Source organism: Paenibacillus sp. J31R122, assembly GCF_056269185.1.
Window position 1 is genome coordinate 243,555 of the sequence record NZ_JBWDNM010000009.1, and the last position, 19,625, is coordinate 263,179.

At 43.8% G+C, this 19,625-nt stretch carries 13 protein-coding genes; 2 read left to right on the forward strand and 11 right to left on the reverse strand.

Features of this window, described 5'->3' with window-relative positions; translation table 11 throughout:
* Positions 1-110: 110 nt before the first annotated feature.
* The 7 genes from AC0YN7_RS16785 to AC0YN7_RS16815 all read right to left on the reverse strand — a co-directional run bounded on the left by AC0YN7_RS16785 (position 111) and on the right by AC0YN7_RS16815 (position 12,599).
* Entirely contained in the window at positions 111-2,078 is a 1,968-nt protein-coding gene (locus tag AC0YN7_RS16785; protein ID WP_475811162.1) for a beta-L-arabinofuranosidase domain-containing protein, read from the reverse strand.
* A 153-nt stretch (positions 2,079-2,231) separates the two neighbouring features.
* Positions 2,232-3,326: an SGNH/GDSL hydrolase family protein gene (locus tag AC0YN7_RS16790; RefSeq protein WP_475811163.1), complete on the reverse strand. Its 1,095-nt coding sequence runs from the start codon at positions 3,324-3,326 to the stop codon at positions 2,232-2,234.
* A 50-nt stretch (positions 3,327-3,376) separates the two neighbouring features.
* A complete protein-coding gene (locus AC0YN7_RS16795) occupies positions 3,377-7,732 on the reverse strand; it encodes a discoidin domain-containing protein (RefSeq protein WP_475811164.1) in 4,356 nt (1,451 codons plus the stop codon).
* Between the two features lie 29 nt (positions 7,733-7,761).
* On the reverse strand, positions 7,762-8,844 hold the full coding sequence (locus tag AC0YN7_RS16800; RefSeq protein ID WP_475811165.1) for a glycoside hydrolase family 99-like domain-containing protein: 1,083 nt from the start codon (positions 8,842-8,844) through the stop codon (positions 7,762-7,764).
* An 89-nt stretch (positions 8,845-8,933) separates the two neighbouring features.
* Positions 8,934-10,676, reverse strand: coding sequence for a type 2 periplasmic-binding domain-containing protein (locus AC0YN7_RS16805; protein WP_475811166.1), 1,743 nt, complete (start codon positions 10,674-10,676; stop codon positions 8,934-8,936).
* Between the two features lie 66 nt (positions 10,677-10,742).
* Complete coding sequence (locus tag AC0YN7_RS16810) at positions 10,743-11,630, reverse strand: carbohydrate ABC transporter permease (RefSeq protein ID WP_475811167.1); 888 nt, start codon at positions 11,628-11,630, stop codon at positions 10,743-10,745.
* Between the two features lie 15 nt (positions 11,631-11,645).
* Complete coding sequence (locus AC0YN7_RS16815; RefSeq protein ID WP_475811168.1) at positions 11,646-12,599, reverse strand: ABC transporter permease subunit; 954 nt, start codon at positions 12,597-12,599, stop codon at positions 11,646-11,648.
* Positions 12,600-12,740: 141 nt separating this feature from the next.
* Between AC0YN7_RS16815 and AC0YN7_RS16820 the strand changes: the two genes are divergently transcribed.
* Together AC0YN7_RS16820 and AC0YN7_RS16825 are read left to right on the forward strand one after the other, a co-directional pair.
* A complete protein-coding gene (locus tag AC0YN7_RS16820) occupies positions 12,741-14,585 on the forward strand; it encodes a sensor histidine kinase (protein WP_475811169.1) in 1,845 nt (614 codons plus the stop codon).
* On the forward strand, positions 14,563-16,131 hold the full coding sequence (locus AC0YN7_RS16825) for a response regulator (RefSeq protein ID WP_475811170.1): 1,569 nt from the start codon (positions 14,563-14,565) through the stop codon (positions 16,129-16,131). Before AC0YN7_RS16820 ends, AC0YN7_RS16825 begins: the two co-directional genes overlap by 23 nt.
* An 878-nt stretch (positions 16,132-17,009) precedes the next feature.
* On the opposite strand, the gene AC0YN7_RS16830 is transcribed toward AC0YN7_RS16825, so the two are convergent.
* From AC0YN7_RS16830 to AC0YN7_RS16845, 4 genes are all read right to left on the reverse strand, one after another.
* A complete protein-coding gene (locus AC0YN7_RS16830) occupies positions 17,010-17,231 on the reverse strand; it encodes a type II toxin-antitoxin system HicA family toxin (protein WP_475811171.1) in 222 nt (73 codons plus the stop codon).
* Positions 17,224-17,640: a hypothetical protein gene (locus AC0YN7_RS16835; RefSeq protein ID WP_475811172.1), complete on the reverse strand. Its 417-nt coding sequence runs from the start codon at positions 17,638-17,640 to the stop codon at positions 17,224-17,226. Before AC0YN7_RS16835 ends, AC0YN7_RS16830 begins: the two co-directional genes overlap by 8 nt.
* Positions 17,641-17,836: 196 nt before the next feature.
* A complete protein-coding gene (locus AC0YN7_RS16840) occupies positions 17,837-18,661 on the reverse strand; it encodes a GNAT family N-acetyltransferase (RefSeq protein ID WP_475811173.1) in 825 nt (274 codons plus the stop codon).
* Between the two features lie 650 nt (positions 18,662-19,311).
* Positions 19,312-19,503 (reverse strand): hypothetical protein, encoded by a 192-nt coding sequence (locus AC0YN7_RS16845; protein WP_475811174.1) that lies wholly within the window; start codon positions 19,501-19,503, stop codon positions 19,312-19,314.
* Positions 19,504-19,625: the final 122 nt, after the last annotated feature.

Here is a 19,625-nt window from a genome sequence, read left to right on the forward strand (position 1 = left end):
GAAACGCATACTCTTCAACTTACAATAAAATTAGGCTTTTTGAACAGCTCTTTAAGGTTTAAATATTAATTTTTTTATCATTTAATTCCTGCGGAAAGCAGGTTCTAAGACTACAAACTCAAAAATCCTGTTTGTTTCAGTTGCCGTGTTCCGTCGGGAATCCCTGGCCGATCCTCGGAATGTACGAGAATATGCCAAGTCCCTTTCGGAAACGCTTGTTCCATGAATAATGGCTGGGGCAACCAAACCCTGAATAGATTTGATTCACTGAACTCATTACCCGCGGATGCATAATCACACATAACTAGCTTGCTTTCTTTATGTCCGACGAAATGAGACGGTCTGATAAGAAAAGGAACCTCAAAAGCCATCCATACCCCCTCGGGCTTTGATGCAGCAGACACAAGATCAATGTAGGTTTCTTCATCGGAGCAGTTATCCAGGAGAACATAATCAATGTTCCAGTCTTGGTTGTGCTTTCGCTCCATCTGTTCATGATCGAGCCAAAGACTGACATGCTTCTCTGCGTCGGAAAGCCGGTTGTCTAACGCAAGTACAATCGGTCCCACCATGACGGCCTTATGGTTTATACTCCCCGGCGCCGTAATCACACGTCCCCTTAAATCCAGCTTCAGGTGAATTTCGTCCCCCGATTTCCATTCTCTGTGGATTTCCGTATACGTTCCGGGTATGCAGGCAATCCGCTCGCCGTTTACTTGAAGCTCGTTTTGTCGGCTCCATGCTGGAATACGAAGCTTTATAGTATAAGAGCAGCTTTCGCTCTGCTTAACCTTGATTCTAATTTTGTCCAGTTCAGGATAGGCTGTCTCCATCTCAAAGCCGACTTCATCTCCATTGTTCACTCGTCCACTCCAATTCCCCTGATAATACAAATTTATGGCTATACCAGAATCATCGTTCATGACCGCCCACCCGGGCGCCGTGAGGAGTCCGCGCGGACCATTGGCCGAGCAGCAACTGCACTGCACGAGTGGAACCTGCATATGACTAGGCACACGTTCCCCAACCAATGGCGAAAAATATGCCCACCAGTTGCCGCTCGGAACCATTGCGCTGAGCAATGCATTGTATAGCGTAATTTCCATTTCATCTGCCCATTTCGGATCACCTGTAAGACGCAGCAACTGGTAGCAATATTTGATCCAGGTTGTCGTGACACAAGTCTCCATAGGCTGTTCCAGCAGTTCAGTCTGCCTTTTAGCCCCGTCGCACCACAATTCACCGCTGGAACCGGAACCTACGATCATACTTTCCTTTTCTCTTACCAAATCGGCAAATTTGATTGCGGCTCCAAGGTACTCATGCTTTCCTGTAGCCCGGTACAATTCGCATAGACCCTCATAACAGGACATCATTTCGTAACCTTTAGGTGATGCAATTTTCAGGGGTTCGATTCCCGCAATTGCATCCTCGATAAGTCGGATTCCTTTCGGATTGTAAGTGCTCGGTTCGCTCCAAAGCGAAACAAGGTACTCAGCGAAATCAAGATACTTCTGATCATTTGTTCGCTGAAACAACAATACGACAGGCTCCAGGATCGAACAAGACGATAATGCCTCCAAGAGCGAGAGCCCCGTTTCCGTCAGCTTTTTTTGGCCGGGACCGGAAATCCGAATAAGCTCTTCAGTAGCTAAAACAGCCGCTTGCAATGCCTCCTGTTTTCCGGTCAAATCATAGTAGGCAATCAGTCCAAGCAAAGCATACTTTCTTCCCCAGATGTCCCAGTCCCCAAAATCGTTCTCATAGCTGCTGATACGGCCATTCTCCGACTGCGTATCTATCAAACCCTGAACCGCGTCAGCCAAAATCGCCCCGTGACGATCAGTGGGTTCAATCTGATAGGCCAGTACTGCTGAGGTAAACCATTTGCCCCAAAATTCCCCTCCCCAACTACCGCCTTCATCCGTTTTATCCCGAAACGGGATCTGGAATAAAGCATGATTGGCGGCCATGACGCCGTTGTGAATACAGGAGGCAATTCTTTGCCCCAGATATCCTTCAATATGTACGCTTCCTTCGCTGGATGGTGTTAAACGATCCGTTGCATTCAATTTCATCTACCAACACTCCTCTGATTGTTTGACGACTACCTGTAACCCCGGCCACAGCAAGGGACCAGCACACTCTGTGCCGATCCCCCTTCCTCCCCCGGTGCAATCGCAACTTCCCCCTCTAAATCGTTCATCCCGTACGAATCAGAAGAGTTTGAATCAACTGCTTATAACGCCGATAAAACCAAGCCGGAAATTTGTCCCCTTACAATTAGGGGTATTTCCATGCACCACTTCCAACTCAAACCGATGATGACTTTCTTGCAACGAGTCCGAAACAAGATAGAGGGAAAACAGCCCATCATCCGGCAGCCACTCCGGCCTTGCACGGTCTGAGAAAACCCAGTCCGAATCATCAATCCGGTAGTTAAATTCAGCCGTCTTCCAACCGAAATCAAGACCTAATGCCAGACCTTTCCCATAAAAGGAGAAGGAAAGCTTCGCTCCCACTGCCGATGTTTCAATTACTTGATCGATCCAAACGTGATGCAGCCACCTTTTGAGTACCCAGGGACCTTCAATAGATACGGCTTTCAGAGAATGAAGAGATACCGAATGCCATAATCCATCAAACATGGGTACCGGCAATGATGTCGGAGCAGCTTTCGATTCCGCTTGGATGTACCTTTCACGCTCCACCTCAAGAAATGCAATCACACCTTGAGCATAGCTCAAACTTCCCCGGGTCGATGGATGGACTCCGTCAGGAAGCCATTCTTCCCAACTGAATCTCCCTTTTTTGAGTTCGTTCAAAGCATGGAGTCCCACCCACACAGACCCGATTCCATAATGCTCCGCCAGTTGTTCGAATTCCGCTACGGATGCCGGCATTTCTGCTTGCATCATGGTTGTATACATATCCTGATGATAGGTGTACACGAGAATGACATCGCAATTTCCATTGCCAAGGATAGTCCTGATCAGTGTTTCCCTTGTTTTATTCCTCTGCTCGGATCCAACATATAGATCATTGACCGCATATTCGATAAATACCAAATCACATCCACGGTCAATGATATCCCGTTGCGCTCTAAACACCGCCAAATCGCTGCCGGTAGCCCCAATAGCCGCATTCTCAATGCATATTTTAGCTGAAGGAAATTGTTCGCTAAACCATGCAGCAACCGGTTCGGGCCAGTTGTTACGGGGCCTCCCGTCAGTTATTGAGCCACCCATAAAGCCGATCGTTATTTCCTCTTCATTCAACGAACGCCAAGTATGCGACAATAAATTTCTATTTATAAATTCATTCAACTCTATACACCCCGCGTTCTATTTAAAGCGCTACATCACATCTATTCCTCTTAATTGATGAATTGCAAATATTGAAGCATCCGCTTCAGTATGGTGACAGCTTGAGCTCGTGTCGCTTCTTCCTTGGGGGAAAATGTGGAATCTGACAAACCCTGCATAATATTTGCATATCGGGTGATTGCTACCGATTCCAACGCCCAATTGGAAATGTCTCCATGATCTGCGAATCGGTCAAGAACGAATTCCGCCGGATTGACTGTTTTACCGGTAAACTCTATCGCTCGTGCAATCATCACAGCCATCTGCTCACGTGTGATGGTGTCGTGCGGTCTGAAAGAACCGTCTTCATAACCATTGATTATCCCTGCCTTACTGGCTGCTCCGACCGAACCGGAGAACCAAGTCCCTCCTCTAATATCCGAGAATTTCAAATCTGTTACAGTAGTGGACAAACCAAGGGATCGTACGAGTAGTGCTGCGAACTGTGCCCTTGTAATACTTGCATCTGGTACAAATTCCTTATTGGTGATCCCATTGATAATAAGTTTATTTGCCAGCAATTTGACATCCTCTGAAGCCCAGTGTCCAACAAGATCATTAAAGGATCTCTCCGATTCAATTACCGTGTAAATACTGTTATGAGGGGAATATATCGTTATCTCAAAACGATCATCTTCACGGGAAATTACCGAAGGCATAAAATGTAAGCCGTTATCGTCATCAACCCATACGGCCGTCACTTTCGAAATATCCGAAGCAGCAGCAAACGAAAGTGTTCGACTGATATAGATGCCGCTGAAATCCGTGGCTTCTTTGCCATCGTATTCAACTCTGAAATCAACAGGACTTGCCAACATATGCATGAATCCCATTTTTACAACTTGGCTTTTAATGGAATCTGCCATTTCTTCGGCTAATTTTGTAATCGTAATGGTGATCTTCGTATCCCTAGGAATATTCTTAACTATCTTTGCAGGAAGTAGATAACTGGCACCAGCCACCTTGATTAGTAAGCCTGCATCAGACCATTTCTCTGCCGCATCGAGAAGAGCTGAAGCCGGAATATCAACCTTGACCACAGGATCCGTGTTCTTCACCTCAAGGATGAGTGCAGATTGTTTACTCAAGGAGAAAGCTTGCGCCAGGACGTCCGCAGTCACCGCTAATCTGACTACTGTCTGATTATTGTCATTCTTTTCTCTAGTCACAGTAACTTGTAGACCGCTGTTACCTAACTTCACATCGGTAGGATTTATCGGGTTACCGGGATCGCCAGGAGGCTTTTCTCCTTCACTTGGCGGCAAAGCTTCTCCCCATACCTTAAATTCTCTACTACTCGGCCAAGCGTTGGCATCGGTGATTGTCATTCGTACATATCGGTAGATTCCTTCTACTTCTTCGGTAATCATTGGACCTTGCATGCCATCTTTCGTTCGATCAACAAGGGTTTCCCAATCCGAACCGTTCGCCGAACCTTCGATCTTGTATTTGTAGGTCTTGATATCAGTGTCCGCAAACCATTGGAAGACATGAGTTAGGGAATACTTCTCACCGAGATCGACTTTAAACCATGATGGATACTTCACACCATCCACCAGCCATCTTGTCTCAGGATTTCCATCTACGGCAAGATCCGGGGAGAACAACGCATCTCCTCCGTAATTGGCGTATTCCGAAGCGGTTGCCTGTTTTTTGTAAGCGAGATTCACTTTCTGCCCGATGATATTGACCGGAACGGTACCAATTACTCCCGAACCATCTCCAGCCTCCGCACGAACGAGAACCGTTCCGTTTTTATTCGGATAGAGCAGCCCACTGTTATTTATAAATGCCACATCTGTAGGCGATTTGCCGTCTTCTGCCCAGACAGACCATGCAACGGCTTTGTTTGTTGCATTTGCAGGCAGAACATCGGTAATCATCTGTAAACTCTGCCCGTTTAACGTGATTTCATTCGTTCCTCCCTCGCCCGAAACTTCAATGGTAGCTACAGGGATATTGTCCGGGATGACTTCACCGGTACTGCCATAGATTTCAAACTCTTTGCTGGACGGCCAGGCATTGGCTTGAAGAAACGTCATTTTTACATACCGATAGCTCCCATTGACCACTTCTTTGATCTTTTCCCCGGTGACACCCACTATACTGCGGTCTACCATCAACACCCAGTTTTCACCGTCTAATGAACCCTCTATTTTAAATTTATAGGTTTGGGATACTGCCGCATACTGAATGATTGTACCGAGAGCTTTAGGCTCCCCCAGATCAACCTGTAACCAAGATGGATATTGCACACCATCTACAAGCCACCAGCTATCCATATTGCCGTCAACTGCGTTGGATGGATAGTAGATTCCTGCTGCGCCATAATCGGCATAGGTAGAGGCGGTTACAGTTTTATCCCGCGCAAGGTTCTCTGGCTGATTGCTAATTGTGATGATTTTCTCGCCCTTTAATTCCGGCTGACTGTTGTCCGTCACTACCACTTTCACCTGACCGTTCGACTTAGCCGTTAGCAGACCGTTGCCAGATATTGAAGCCTTAGTTGTGAGCGTGACCCCATCCATCTCGTAAACTTCCCACTTGACGGACATAAAACCGTCATCACCCAGTGGCTCTGCTTGATAGTCCATTTGCAATGTTCCATAGGGCTGGGAAATTGTGTCTGCTCCGTTTGCAGTTGTTACAGTTAAACTTGTAGCATGCTTAATGGTAAGTAACTGCGGAATCTGATTTTTGTTTGGGAGCAGATTGTCCGGTTCGGTCGTCGCGTCGGAGAAGATTCTTCTTATTGCATTGAGGTAATCGAACCCATACTTTTCTGTAGGTGCGATATAATGGCCCTCAGCATATTCATTCCAGTTGTCGAGTAGTAGCAATCTGCCGCCCAAATTTCCATCGGATTTGGAATTCATTCTGGTTTTCGCTTCGTCCAAAAGTCCTTCATACAAATTCGGGGGGATCTCCCAGACGGGTGCAGGCGTGCCCCACGGCCGTGCATCCCAACCGCTTGATACAGTCATAATATAGGGAACTTCGCTGTTCAAATCGAAATTATTCCACGAATCGATGTGAGACTGGACATAGCTCTCAGACGTGATATTCGCTTCAGATGGTTTCGTGTCCATAAAGGTCGGGATGTGATAGGAATATATATAATCGATTCCGATGTCTTTAGCGGCAGTGAAACTTTGTGTTGTATTCGAGTTCTCGGCTGTCATCAGGATAACGCCAGGATAGTCGGCAGCCGCCACTGCCTGGCGGAATTGGGTAATGGCATTCTTGGCATTCTCTTCCCCACCGACATCGCTGATGAATTTGGACAAGCTGTAGATAGATAATATTGGCTTTCCTTCAACTTTCAGATAATTGGATTTGGAGAAATACTCCTCTATCCAGAAAGGGACCAGATTGTTCAGGAAATCATTTATGTCCGAGACACCGTCGGCTGAATCATTGGAATTTTCCCATTGTATGGCCCATTTCAAATACTCCCTATGCTGAGCGCTGTTGGCCAAGGAGTGCGTCAAGCCATCAAAGGAGGACATAACCGGGGCTTTGCCCCTATTTCCTTTTTGTCTAAACCAGCATGAAAACAAACCGTCTATGCCGTTCTCGACAGCCATCTTGATCTGCCAATCTGTCGACACGTCGTAATTCTCGTCATAATAACCCATGAGGGGAGTCCGCTCCGGATATAGAACGGGGTTCGTGCTTTCCCAGAAATATCTGCTTCCCCACAAGTTGCACGACTGCGCCACTACGAATTTGTCACCGGTATCGACAGGAACAGGGGTCGGAACCAGATCCCGGGGCTGAGCATAGGTTTCGCCTTTGACTTCGAGCTCCATGCTGCTTGCTGGGCTCCCGTCTCCAGAACCGGTAATCACAAGTCTGACAAACCTGTATCTTCCCTGTACAATTTCTTCTATTATGTTGCCGTTAACACCGGTTTGGGTATGGTCAGCCAGAATGGACCAGGACCAGCTGTTTGGCGTATTTTGATTGGAACCTTCAATTCTGTAGTACCAAGTGGTATCTGTCTGAAAATGCTGTTTCACTACCCCCAGCGTGGAGATCGCATCCAAATCAACGATAATTGTTTGAGGGAATGTTGCATTCGCTGCTACCCATCCTGTGTTAAGATCGCCGTCTACTGCTTTAACTGCGGTATTGATCCCCAGGTGAGAGGATGAGTCGGCCCGGCTTCCCAGAGCTATATTGGCATACCCGCCCTCATAATTTGTATTGGAAGACGTGGTTAAAGGCTTATTAAGCGCAATGTCCATGGCCGTTTCTGACGCTTCAACTTCATTCTCTTCCAGACCGATAATGCCCAAACACGGCAAGAAAATTGAAAGGATTAAAATACAGACTGCGATTTTGTTCATTAGTTTCCGATACAAAAATCCCATCCCCTTCCACATATTCACTTCTAAACTGTCCTGAAAGCTTCACGTACAGCTTCCAAATAGGAAAAGCCATATTTTTCGGTTGGAAAGATATAATGCCCTTCTCCGTATTCATTCCAGTTATCCAGCAGAATTATAGTACTTTCCAATCCGCCGCTGTGCCGGGAATCAAGCTCATGTCTAGCAGTTTCGCACAATCTTTGAAAATCACGGGGCTCAAGGCGCCACGTTTGGTCTGTGCAAGAATAATTCCACGGTGCCGAGTCCCATCCCATGGAACAAGTCACGATATTAGGAACAGCCCCCTGTGACTGCACTTCCCAGCATTTCTTCTGCGCAAGAATAATGGAATCGGGATCGTCACCGAAGAATTTCGCTCCGGGATTTGAAGAGCCATCTGCAAACGTAGGCCAGTGATACGAGAAGCTGTAATCCAGACCAATATCTTTCATAAGCTGATTCCTCTCTGTTATCGGCCCCCAGCAATATTGACCGAAAATGATCAAACCTTTAAATCCAGCCTCTATACAGCGCTTACGCATGTTCTCAATCGCTCTTGCAGCATGAAGACTTCCACCAAGTTGCTCAACCAGCAGACCGATATTGTAGATCGACAGAACCGGCTTTCCATCCAGTACAAGGTAATTGGATCTGGAAAAGTACTTTTCCACCCAATATGGCAGCAGATTTTCAATGAGATCGCTTTCAGAATCCACTCCGGCAGCGATGTCGTTTGCGTTCTCCCACATGATCATAAATCTCATTTGATCTCCGTACCTGCTGTGTTCCAGACCTCTTAGCCAATGATCGTATTCGGCCGTAATCGGACGCTTCCCCAAATTATTCTTGGATCGATACCAACAGTTCATGAAGAAGTGAATTCCATGCTCTAACGCAAATTTTATCTCCCAGTCAATGATTCGTGGGTCCGCCTCATCATACCAACCAAGTACTGGCTTTCGATTTGTAAAAGGCTTGATTCTATCCCATGCGGAAGAGCTGTTCCACAGATTGCATGCTTGTGCCCCCACTAGGTATTTACCAGTTTCAATCCGAATGGGTTGTATTGGCTGGCTGCTGTAATCCCGAATCTCGTCGCTTGCCATATGTACCGCCCCTTATCAAGAGAACTCCGCCTTTATGTAGATGTAAGGGGGAGTTCTCATTTTGCCTGTCTTTGTATGGAGGTTAATTATCAGTTAAGCTCCGTGAGGGCTTTCTTCATTTCCCCATCCCAGAAAGTGTAAACCTTGTCAATTCCCATCTTCTCAAGTTCCTTGATGATCTTCGCTTTGTGACCGACGAAGTCATCCGCAAGAATGAGCTTGATGACCTCCTGGTTCAGATAATTGACGATACGGTCCGAAATTAGCTTAATCTCATCCGGCTCACTAGGCGGCAGCAACGGAGAAAGTTCTGCTATGCGTGTTTTGCCGTACTCTTGGCCCTTTGGCGGTATCTTGTTCGGAAATTCCGCATTGTAGTACGAAGTAATTTCCTTTTTCAGCGCATTTTCGGGCTTTTCCAGTTGGATCTTCATGTAGGATTGATTATTTCTGAAATCAAGTGGATTCTTAGTGCCAGGGATGAACCCCGTTATATCTAGTCCGGATTGGTTCGCATATTTCCGATATCCGAACTTCAAGGCGTTTTCGGCGTCTTTCTCGTTCTCGAAATAAGTATCTGTATACTTATACTCACCGTTCTCGTTTACCCAATCCAGTCCTTCGATCCCATTAATAATCGTAAGCACGCCTTCAACAGAATAGAAGTAGTTGATCAATTCCATTGCTCTTTCTGGATTTTTCGAGTCTTTGCTGATTGCATACACAAAGTTTTGTCCTTTGTTTGCCGTATTGTAATAATAGTTTTCTCCACTCATAGGAATTGGGTTGTCTGCGGTCCAACCTTTGTCATAGATCTTCTTGGATTGGAAATAGGCGTTTGATCCGCCAATCACCCAGTTAATATAGGTGGCAAGTACCTGTCCAGTATTATATTTCTGAACAGCCTGATCATACTTTTGCGTCCAACTGTCCGGATCAATGAGCCCCGCTTTGTTGGCCTTATTCCAGAAATCAAGATCAGCCCAGAATCCCGAGTTTTCATTCGTGTATTTGTTGAAGTATTCGAAGGACTCCCTGTCGATTTGAAGAATATTCGTCAGTCCGCCTATCACCTCTGCTCCTTGACGTCTTACGTTCCAGTGATCGGCCAGTATTCCGTAGCCCCAGTCCAACCATAATGAGAACCCATGGTAAGGCTTTCCGTCTTCATTTTTAGGATGAAGCTTTTTCATCTCTGCGACAACCTTGATATAATCATCGGGTGTTTCGATTGCCGGGTAACCGAGCTCCTTGTAATAATCCCATCTTACATAGGGACCCGCCCAGATCGTTTCAGGTAATACTGGGCCGTCAGTGCTAATTTCGGAACCAAGGAATTTCAATTGCCCATCTCCGAACATATCTTTATAATAAGAAATCGTTTCCGGACTGATGTTCTTTTTGATGTCTTGTCCATATTTTTCAAGAAGTGGTTCCATATCAATAACTAGGCTTTTCATTTGATCAAAGTTCTTCTTGGGAATAACCATAATATCTTTCAGATCGTTAGTGGCGAGAATGGCTGCCAGCTTCTCATCGGATGGCTGGGTTTCCATATCGAGTTCAATATTAAACTTCTCTTCGATATGCTTCATAATCGGATCGTCCTGACGTCCTGTCGGGGAACTAGCCCACAATTCTGCTGCCCAGAATGACAAGCCTACCTTTTCCCTCGGATTTTCCTGAGCGACTGTCTCACCCTGATTCGTTGCCGCTTGTTCAGCACCTGCGTTAATGTTTTTCTGCTCGCGATTGTTACCTGCGCACGCAGTGTTAAACGTGAGTGCAGCAATGAGGATCACTGCCGACAAGTTTCTCATTCGCTTCTTCATACCCATACCCCCTGTTATTTTTTCATAATGCTTATTGGTAACCTGCAAGCAGGCCAATAACGAAAGTTATCCTTTCACCGATCCAAGCATAATGCCCTTCACAATAAACTTTTGCATAAACGGGTATACAAGTATGATCGGAAATACCGTTACCATAGTAATAGTGGTCTTGATCGAAAAGGAATCAAGTTGCTTGCTACTTGCAACATTTGCCAGTTTGATATCACCTTGCATTGCTGCTCGGGCAAGAGACTCCGCCTGCTGCAGGTAGTTGTAAAGCATGAGCTGCAACGTTTGAAGATTCGGATGGGATACAAGGAAGAAATTGTCCTGCCAGGCATTCCATTGGCCCACCGCATTAAACACCGCTACAGCTGCGATTACCGGCAGACAAACCGGTGCAGTAATCCTCCACAAAATCGTAAAGTATCCAGCTCCATCGACTAGGGCCGACTCCTCAAGAGCAGTCGAAATCGATTCCATGTACGTCTTGATCAATATAACTGCGAAGGGCGAAATCATTCCAGGCAGTACATAGAGCCAAAAGGTGTTGTTTAACCCTAAGGTTTTCATGATAACGAACCAGGGTATGAGTCCGGCGTTGAAGAACAGCGTAATCACAGTAGCTCTATATATCCACTTTCTACCTGGAAGAACATTCTTAGTTACCACAAATGCCAACATTATGGAGAAGAACAACATCAAAGCAGTCCCAACGATCGTTCTTGCGGCTGAGATACCGAAAGCCATCAGGATTCCGTCCAACTTTAGAACACTTTTGAAATTATCTAGATGGAATCCGATTGGAAAGTAAAGCACCTCTCCCATAGCTACAGCGTGCGCATCACTCACAGAGGCAATAAAGATATAATAGAAGGGATAGATACACAAGAGAGTAAAAAGCAAGAAAACTGTTGCATTAATAATTTGGAATGTATAATCTCTCTTCTTCATCGTTTTTCCTCCTTGTTAAAATATCGACTGGTTTCTTAATTTCTTCGAAATATAGTTGGCACTGAACAGCAGAATAATACTGATAACTGTCTTGGCCATTCCGATCGCCGTAGACATCGGATAATTATTGAGTGTGATGCCAAGCCTATAAACATACACATCCAGCACCTGAATCTTAGATTGGGTAAGCCCATTCTGAAACAGAAAGTATTGTTCAAATCCCGTATTTAGCAGCCCGCCGATATTCAACAACAGCAGTGTGATGAAAGTGGGAATCAGACCGGGCATAGTGATATGCCACATCCGCGTGAATCGACCCGCCCCATCCACCGAAGCTGCATCGTATTGTTCCTGATCGATCCCTGCAATTGCAGCAATATAGATGATGGCTCCGAAGCCCAGCGATTTCCATATCGAGATGGCTGTTTGAAAATACCAGACAATGTCTGAGTTTGCCAGAGGGTTAAGCGGTTCAGAGATCCAACCCAGATTGAGCAATACTTTATTAAGAATGCCATCCCCTGGGGCAAATATAGCGTAAGCAAAAGAGAAGACCAGAATCCAACTGATAAAATTGGGTAATGTGCTTATCGTCTGAATAAGCTTCCGTAGTCTGCTATTCGTCATCTCCATAAGGAAGATGGCGAATATTACAGCAATCGGCGTAGATAACAGACTGAGAAAACTAAGAACAAGAGTATTGCGCAGCACGTTGGACAACTCAGGGTCGTCAAACGCGAACACAAACCACTTAAAGCCCACAAACTCGGTATCTAACAATTTGAGTCCCGGTTTGTAATCGAAGAATGCCATGGCCCAACCCGCCAATGGGAGATAAGAAAATACGATCAAGATAATAACGCAAGGAATTGCCATTAGCAGTAGGGTTATTTTCCCTGAATCCATCCCCTTATTCCTTTTGGCAATGTACACCTTCTGTTTATTGACCTGCAAGTTGTTTGTTGACATCTAAGTACCCCTAATCTATGATATGTTTGATTTCTGAAATCCCATAGGTTCATAGTAATACGATCTCATTATGGAATGCTATTCTTAGAATTTTAGAAATTTGCAATAATTATGAACTCTTTCCTGGAGGTTAACCAAACGATGATATCACTGTATTCCAGGTTTATTAAACGGAAATTTTTCAATCGACTTCTTATCATATACACGGCGATCATTATCCTTACGGTCATTCTATTCAGCATGTCTGTCATTCACAGTCTGAAGCGGTCCGCCGAACAAGACGGTCTTCACAAGGTTAAAGAAAGCGCTTCCAGTGCAATGAATTATATGGAAGAAAAATCCGAATCTGTAACTTTACTGACACGACAGATTTATCTTAATCCGGTACAACACCAAAGTATGATGGACTTTCTGTCCAGGAAAATTACCAATTACAACGAAGCTGATTACATGGGAGCATCTGTGATCAATAACTACCTTAATGCAGTTGCATCTCTAGATAACGATATCTTTGATGCCGTACTGTATAAGAAGATCAGCGAAGACCTCATGTTTACCTCTAATTATTTGATCTTGAACAGCCAGAGTTTTATTGCGAACAACACATCCTCTTTCAGGAAAATGGACGATGCTTTTTATGGTCTCTCGATAACTCCCTCATATCTTCAGGACTATGCAACCTCAAAGCAATTGCGTATTTTTTCGATTTCATCGAACATCCGCGCGCCCTTTGCCCTTTCCGCTGGGGATAACACTTCATTGTACAACCGAAGCATTGCCATCCTGACCGTAAACTATAACGCAGAACGAATTGTCCGCCATTTCGACAAAATGGTAAGCGGTAAGTTTTCACCTGAAATTATTGTGTTAAGTCTAAACGGTGACGTGATTTTGGACACTACCGGCGACTACTACGGGAAGACATACCCTCATTTCCGGCCAAACAGTCCGACACCGATTAACTTGGAGCAATCTAGTCTTGTCAGTTCCTTGTATAATGAGAAACTCGGCTATTATGTCGTAGCTATACTGCCGCGCTCTCAAATTATGGTTTCTATCCAGTCCTCCATAAACACGGTTGTACTTATCGCTGCATTGTGTGCGGTGTTTGCCTTATGTTTCGGCATCGTCAGTATTCGGTTATTCTCAAGAAGGGTTAATCTCATCAATAAAGCAATCCAGAAAGTACAGATGGGCAATTTAAATTACCAGATTCCCGTCAGCAAGAATCAGGATGAGATCAACAGCATAGCGGTTAATTTCAATCATATGTGCAATATGCTCAAGGATTATATCAATAAGATCTACATTTCTGATTTGTTGCAGAAGGACGCCCAGATCCATGCGCTTCAAGCCCAAATCAATCCCCACTTTCTGTACAACACACTGGAAGTAATCCGAATGGAAGCATTGTCTTATGGAGATGAGAGTACAGGGCATATGATTGAGCTTCTTGCCCAACTGTTCAGAAATAGCATCAAAGGAGAGTTGGTCGTTACGATCAAAGACGAGCTGGAATTCTGCAACAGCTATCTCGAACTGTACCATGTCAGGTATAGTAACAACCTGATTTTCGATTTCCGAATCGATGAAAGCATTCATCAATTCGGTATTCCCAAGCATCTGTTGCAACCGATCATTGAGAATGCTTTGATTCATGCTGTAGATCATTCGAGACCCGAAAACCATATAACAATCCAAGGTTACAGGCAAGAACAGCAGATTGTGATTGAAATATCGGATGACGGGCAGGGGATGAATGACTCAACGAGGGATCAAATCAGAGAACAGCTTAGAATCACTAGTGAAATAAACCACAATAAAATTGGTCTTTCCAATGTTCATAGGCGTATTCAATTATTATTCGGTAAGAAATACGGAGTGGATATTGACAGCAAATCCGATAAGGGCACTACCGTACGTATCTGTATTCCAACAAAAAGCCGAGAGGAGATGCTGAGTGATGTACAAAGTTTTGCTGGTTGATGACGAGCCGAAAATTATTCAAGGATTGCAGCGTTTGGTTGATTGGGAAGACTACGGTATGGAGGTAGTCGGCACAGTCCAATCCGCAGCGGAAGCGATGGCGATCATGGAAGGCAGAACGATTCACGTCCTGATTACGGATATAAAAATGCCTGATGTGGATGGACTTCAATTGATCCAATGGACAAAGTCCTTCAATCGGCTGATCAAATGTGTCATTCTTAGTGGTCATGCCGACTTTCCGTTGGTCAAGGAAGCAGCTATGCTCGGAATTGAGAATTACTTGCTCAAACCGGTAAATCGGGAAGAGTTGTCCGACACACTAATTGGGATACACTGGAAAATAGAAAGCGATTTATCTGAACAAACACAGTTGAGAAGCGATGCAGTCATTCTGAGAAATAATATTATCAACCGTTGGTTAGTAAATCGAATCAGACGCCAGGAACTTGAGCAAAGAGCCGATTTGCTAAACATCAAATTTGATTCTCCTTATATCATCGTCAGCTTAATAAAGATCCTATATAAAGATTCCGACACCGATCATGACAGGGATTTGATTCAGTATGCCGCCGAGAATATTTGCTCAGAGCTTGCAACGTGGGCCATCACAGTCTGTGATCCCTATGGACATATCGTATGTATATTTCCTGGCGATTCTGAAGATAAAACCATGCAAATCCGGTGTGTTTTAAAGAACTGCTCTGAATCGATTACAGCCTATCTTAAACGTGATGTATTTATTACGATCGGGACCCGGGAAAGGGAGCTGCACGACGTCCATTTCAGTTATAAACGTGCTCTGCATTTAATGGATTACAGCCTTATAATGCCAATGAATACGATTATGGATGACTCGGAGCAGTCTCCCCTGAAAAGCATCATTCCAATCAACATCGATTATAATCGGTTACAGTCTTATTTGATCAACGGGAATGGCGCCGGAGTATTGACCTTTATTGAGGATACTTTATCCGAACTATCTAGTGTAGGAGGTGTTTCGCCTTCGCTCGTACAGAATGTTACTATTGAAATTGCCCACCACTTGATTAGCTATACCCATAAAATAGACCCTGATCATGCGTTTCAGATGAAAAATCAGGGAAGTCTTGTAGCAGAGTTGCAGCAACAACAAAACATGGATGAACTAAGGCTATGGCTTAGTTCGCTAGCACAGACAACTTTTCAGATTGCACATCTGAGAGACGATGATATGAATCCGATTATCAAGCGCATGCTGGACTATGTTGACCGTCATTATATGGAAAACATTTCACTCAAAACCATATCCAACGCTTTTAATGTGAATGCGGCGTATATGGGACAACAATTCATAAAAGCTATGAATGATACTTTCTCCAACTATTTAAACATCAAACGTATCGAGAAAGCCAAGGAATTGATTATGACAACCGATTTGCATCTGCAGGAAATTGCGATCCGAGTCGGTTATCATAACCAAAGTTACTTTAACAATATGTTCAAGAAACATACCGGTGATTACCCTACGAAGTACAAAATAACTGCAAGAGCCCTTCATTCCTAGCTACTGACACAATATTTGTAAGTATTCAGTGCACTGACGGATAACTCTCTGCTTTCCGAACATCAGCACTTGTTTGCTCTGCAAAAAAAGGAGCTTAACCGACTTCAGTTTATCATTGAGCACAAAGATAAGATCATCGAAATGCTAACCCAAGAAAATAAAAACTCAGAGCCGTCAACAAAGGGCAACGTGATGTGCTCTTTAGTCGTTCTTACGAAAAGCAGGGAAAGCCAGCATGTTCCACTGAAATAGCTGCAGAAGCCTTATCCATGGAAGAGTTATCCGAATCTGCGCAACTTGAAGCGCCAATGCTCGAGAAGAGTAAGGTTTCTGACACGCCATCACCTTCGATTAAACGTGGTGGTAGACCGGGGCTTAAAGGATATGGGCGACGGATTCCCACACTACCCGAAATCGAGATCATCCATGAGATTCCTGCCGAGACTTGCTGCTCTGCGATCACAATCAGTATGTGTTGAAGATCATGAGATAAATTTTGTATTAGCTCATGACGAATATTGTAGTGAGTGTTGGGATGAAAGGGACGCGGGAAAAGTGATTTTTCAACAGCACATCCAATCTTTTATCATTCACACGATCCAGATTAACAAATAATTAATTGATTCGCATACCATATGCTACGAATTATTGTAGACAAAATGTCTACTATTGATCCAGAAAGTTATACTATAAATTTATGAAGTCTACACTCCGTCTACAATTTCCACTCAAAGCAAAAGCCCCGACCTCTTGCGGTCGGGGTTTACATGGTGGAGGCGCGGGGATTTGAACCCCTGTCCGAAGATCACGCCACACAGGCTTCTACGGGTGTAGCTGCAGTTTTGATGCCACCCTAGAGACTCCCCGTGATTAAAATACTATTCTCTCGAATTAATATATGCTTTATCTACGCGCAACTGTTGTTTTAGTATCCTATTAAATAACCCTTTACCGATCTCACCCGTACCATTCGATACTGCTGATCGCAATACTTCTCCATCAGGTAAAGTCTTTTGATAAATTTTATCTCTGCCAGTTTGCCGTGTCATAACCCAACCATCGCGTCTTAAAAAGCTTTCTAAATCACTCCAACTAGGCATGGAACATCCTTGCGACCGAGTCAACATCATCCTCTAACAAGACACGCAAGACGTAAGGGGAATGTTTATGTCTGTTAGGTGTATTGTAATATTGTGCATAATTATTCTCATAGTCTACAGCATATTCAACTAAGTGACGTGCCAATTCACTTCTAAGCTCTTCGAGTGTCTCACCATCAGCAACAATATCCTCTATTTGTTCTATTGATCCAGCGTATCTGCCATCTTCATCCTGTTCATACTCAAATGTCAATTCATATACGGACAACAATTCCTTCATTTGTTGTTTAGAGAATGCCATGATAACATCTCTGTTCCTTTTAATCGCTTGAGGTTTCTCTCGCACGATGGTATCTATAAATCCACCAAAATTAGCTCTAACGTCTGTTGCATTCAAAACAGTTTGCATGTTCATCCCTCCTAACCTCCATTCTACAAGATTATGTACATAATGTACACTATGTAGTGTACTCAAATTTTTATGAAAACATTCTCTTTAAACGCAAAAAAGACACCGCTTGAGTTGTCTCTTCACTTCCGCGACCTGTAAGAGCTTCCAATCGCATGCGTTAACGGTTCCTCGTGGTTCAACGGTTGAGTTCTCACTATTGTCCTGCAGGTATATACATACTTTGTACCTCCTGTACTCCTGGCACGAACCCAAGATTAAAATAAACAGATTCTGCATCATTACCTTCCATGACATACAATCTTAGAATTGGATAATTATTTTTCAGAGTAGTCAGGGCTCTTTGCAACATACGTGTAGCCAATCCCCTTCCTCTATGGGTAGGTATTACACCGATACTATATACCGCTGCCAGATTGTCTTGTAAACATAAACGACAATTCGCAATGAGCTGACCAGTATTCTTATCATAGATAATTGTTGAAGCCTGAACTAATATTTCATTCGTATAATTAGGATCTTCATTTGGAATAAAATCTTCTAAAGAAAACTTTTTTCTCCTTACTGCTTCAAAGCCTCCTTTAAAGCTATCAAAGTCACAACGAGCAATTTCGTCTTCATTGATGAATCGCTTAGTACCCCTCTCGTTTTGTTCAATTTGAGGGCTTTCAATAATTAGATTATCATCCCAGATAACTTCGAAATGATCTGTAGGACGCTGCATCCAACGGCATCTGAACTCATCTGGCCAAAAACCCGCCCTCGCATATAATTGAACTTGATCGGGAAGAACCTCGAAAGTCTTGATCGGTTGAGTTCTGTCAGACCAATGTATTAATATCTCTTTAAGTAGCTTCAATACCTCGAATGAATCATTGAATGGAGGGACAAAAAATAAATGGTAAATCACGTTGGGTGCCGTTCTGACCCCGCCGATTTTAGTCTCTCCCTTATAAATCCAATAAGAATTTCTTCGCGATGCTACATAGCTTTCTTCTCTAAAAAAACCATTATATTGCATGTTATAATAAACCGAACAATACAATCCCCATTCTTCTGGCTCCGCCAGTCGAATAGAATATTCACTTGATATATGTGATAAGTAATCGTGTCTACACACCAATCGCTTAATTGCATACTCTATTCCTCCTTGTAAATTTACAAAATTATAATAAGTAAACACGACTTACTAATGATTACTCCTCCTCAAAATATCCAAGAACGACAAAAAGACTACAAATGAACATAGCTCCATCTGTAGCCTCTAATCTCCTAGGGTGATCCCTATTCACAGGTTTGAATTACATGATACCTAATATAAGCATACAATTACCGCGCACATAAGTCGCTCCAGAGTTAGTGGTATATGATAGTGTAATATTACCAACGGAATTGATTATACTCAAGTTACTAAATAATTTTAAAGGTATTCTACCAGTAAGTTATCCTATAGATAGCAAAAACCCAACCTCACGAGGTCAGGGTTTTCATGGTATTGGTGGAAGCGAGGGGATTTAAACCCCTGTCCGAAGATCACGCCACACAGGCTGCGCTTCACGGTGGGTGTAGTCACAGCTTAGATGTCACCCGAGAGGCACCTCGAAAACGGTTGCCCCTTCGGATCCTTTTGCATCATATCCTTGCTGGGGATTGCCTACTTTTTCATGATACCTATATTTGCTCGTACCATCGCAGCAATTCACGCGTCTCTTCTTGCGGTGTCTTACTTGCAGCTTCGGTAAATTTCTCTTTCATACAAGCGACCGTCATTTCTTCCGTCGTGCACTCGTGTCCCTGATCGCAAGTATAACAAAAATGAAGAAGATAATTAGTTAGTTGTTCGTCTCTGTAGATGTTCAACATGAGTATCACTCCCTATTCCTTCTATTTATATTATTATTCTAATACAAAAATCCAGCAAAGTTTGTGACTTTTTTCACAAGTATGGATAGTTTCGAACTTATTTCTTAACTGGATATGACAAG

Coding starts and splice junctions, on each gene's coding strand:
- AC0YN7_RS16785 (WP_475811162.1), bottom strand. CDS start 2,078: ATGAAATTGAATGCAACGGATCGTTTAACACCATCCAGCGAAGGAAGC.
- AC0YN7_RS16800 (WP_475811165.1), bottom strand. CDS start 8,844: ATGGCAAGCGACGAGATTCGGGATTACAGCAGCCAGCCAATACAACCC.
- AC0YN7_RS16805 (WP_475811166.1), bottom strand. CDS start 10,676: ATGAAGAAGCGAATGAGAAACTTGTCGGCAGTGATCCTCATTGCTGCA.
- AC0YN7_RS16810 (WP_475811167.1), bottom strand. CDS start 11,630: ATGAAGAAGAGAGATTATACATTCCAAATTATTAATGCAACAGTTTTC.
- AC0YN7_RS16815 (WP_475811168.1), bottom strand. CDS start 12,599: ATGTCAACAAACAACTTGCAGGTCAATAAACAGAAGGTGTACATTGCC.
- AC0YN7_RS16820 (WP_475811169.1), top strand. CDS start 12,741: ATGATATCACTGTATTCCAGGTTTATTAAACGGAAATTTTTCAATCGA.
- AC0YN7_RS16825 (WP_475811170.1), top strand. CDS start 14,563: ATGTACAAAGTTTTGCTGGTTGATGACGAGCCGAAAATTATTCAAGGA.
- AC0YN7_RS16830 (WP_475811171.1), bottom strand. CDS start 17,231: ATGCCTAGTTGGAGTGATTTAGAAAGCTTTTTAAGACGCGATGGTTGG.
- AC0YN7_RS16835 (WP_475811172.1), bottom strand. CDS start 17,640: ATGCAAACTGTTTTGAATGCAACAGACGTTAGAGCTAATTTTGGTGGA.
- AC0YN7_RS16840 (WP_475811173.1), bottom strand. CDS start 18,661: ATGCAATATAATGGTTTTTTTAGAGAAGAAAGCTATGTAGCATCGCGA.
- AC0YN7_RS16845 (WP_475811174.1), bottom strand. CDS start 19,503: ATGTTGAACATCTACAGAGACGAACAACTAACTAATTATCTTCTTCAT.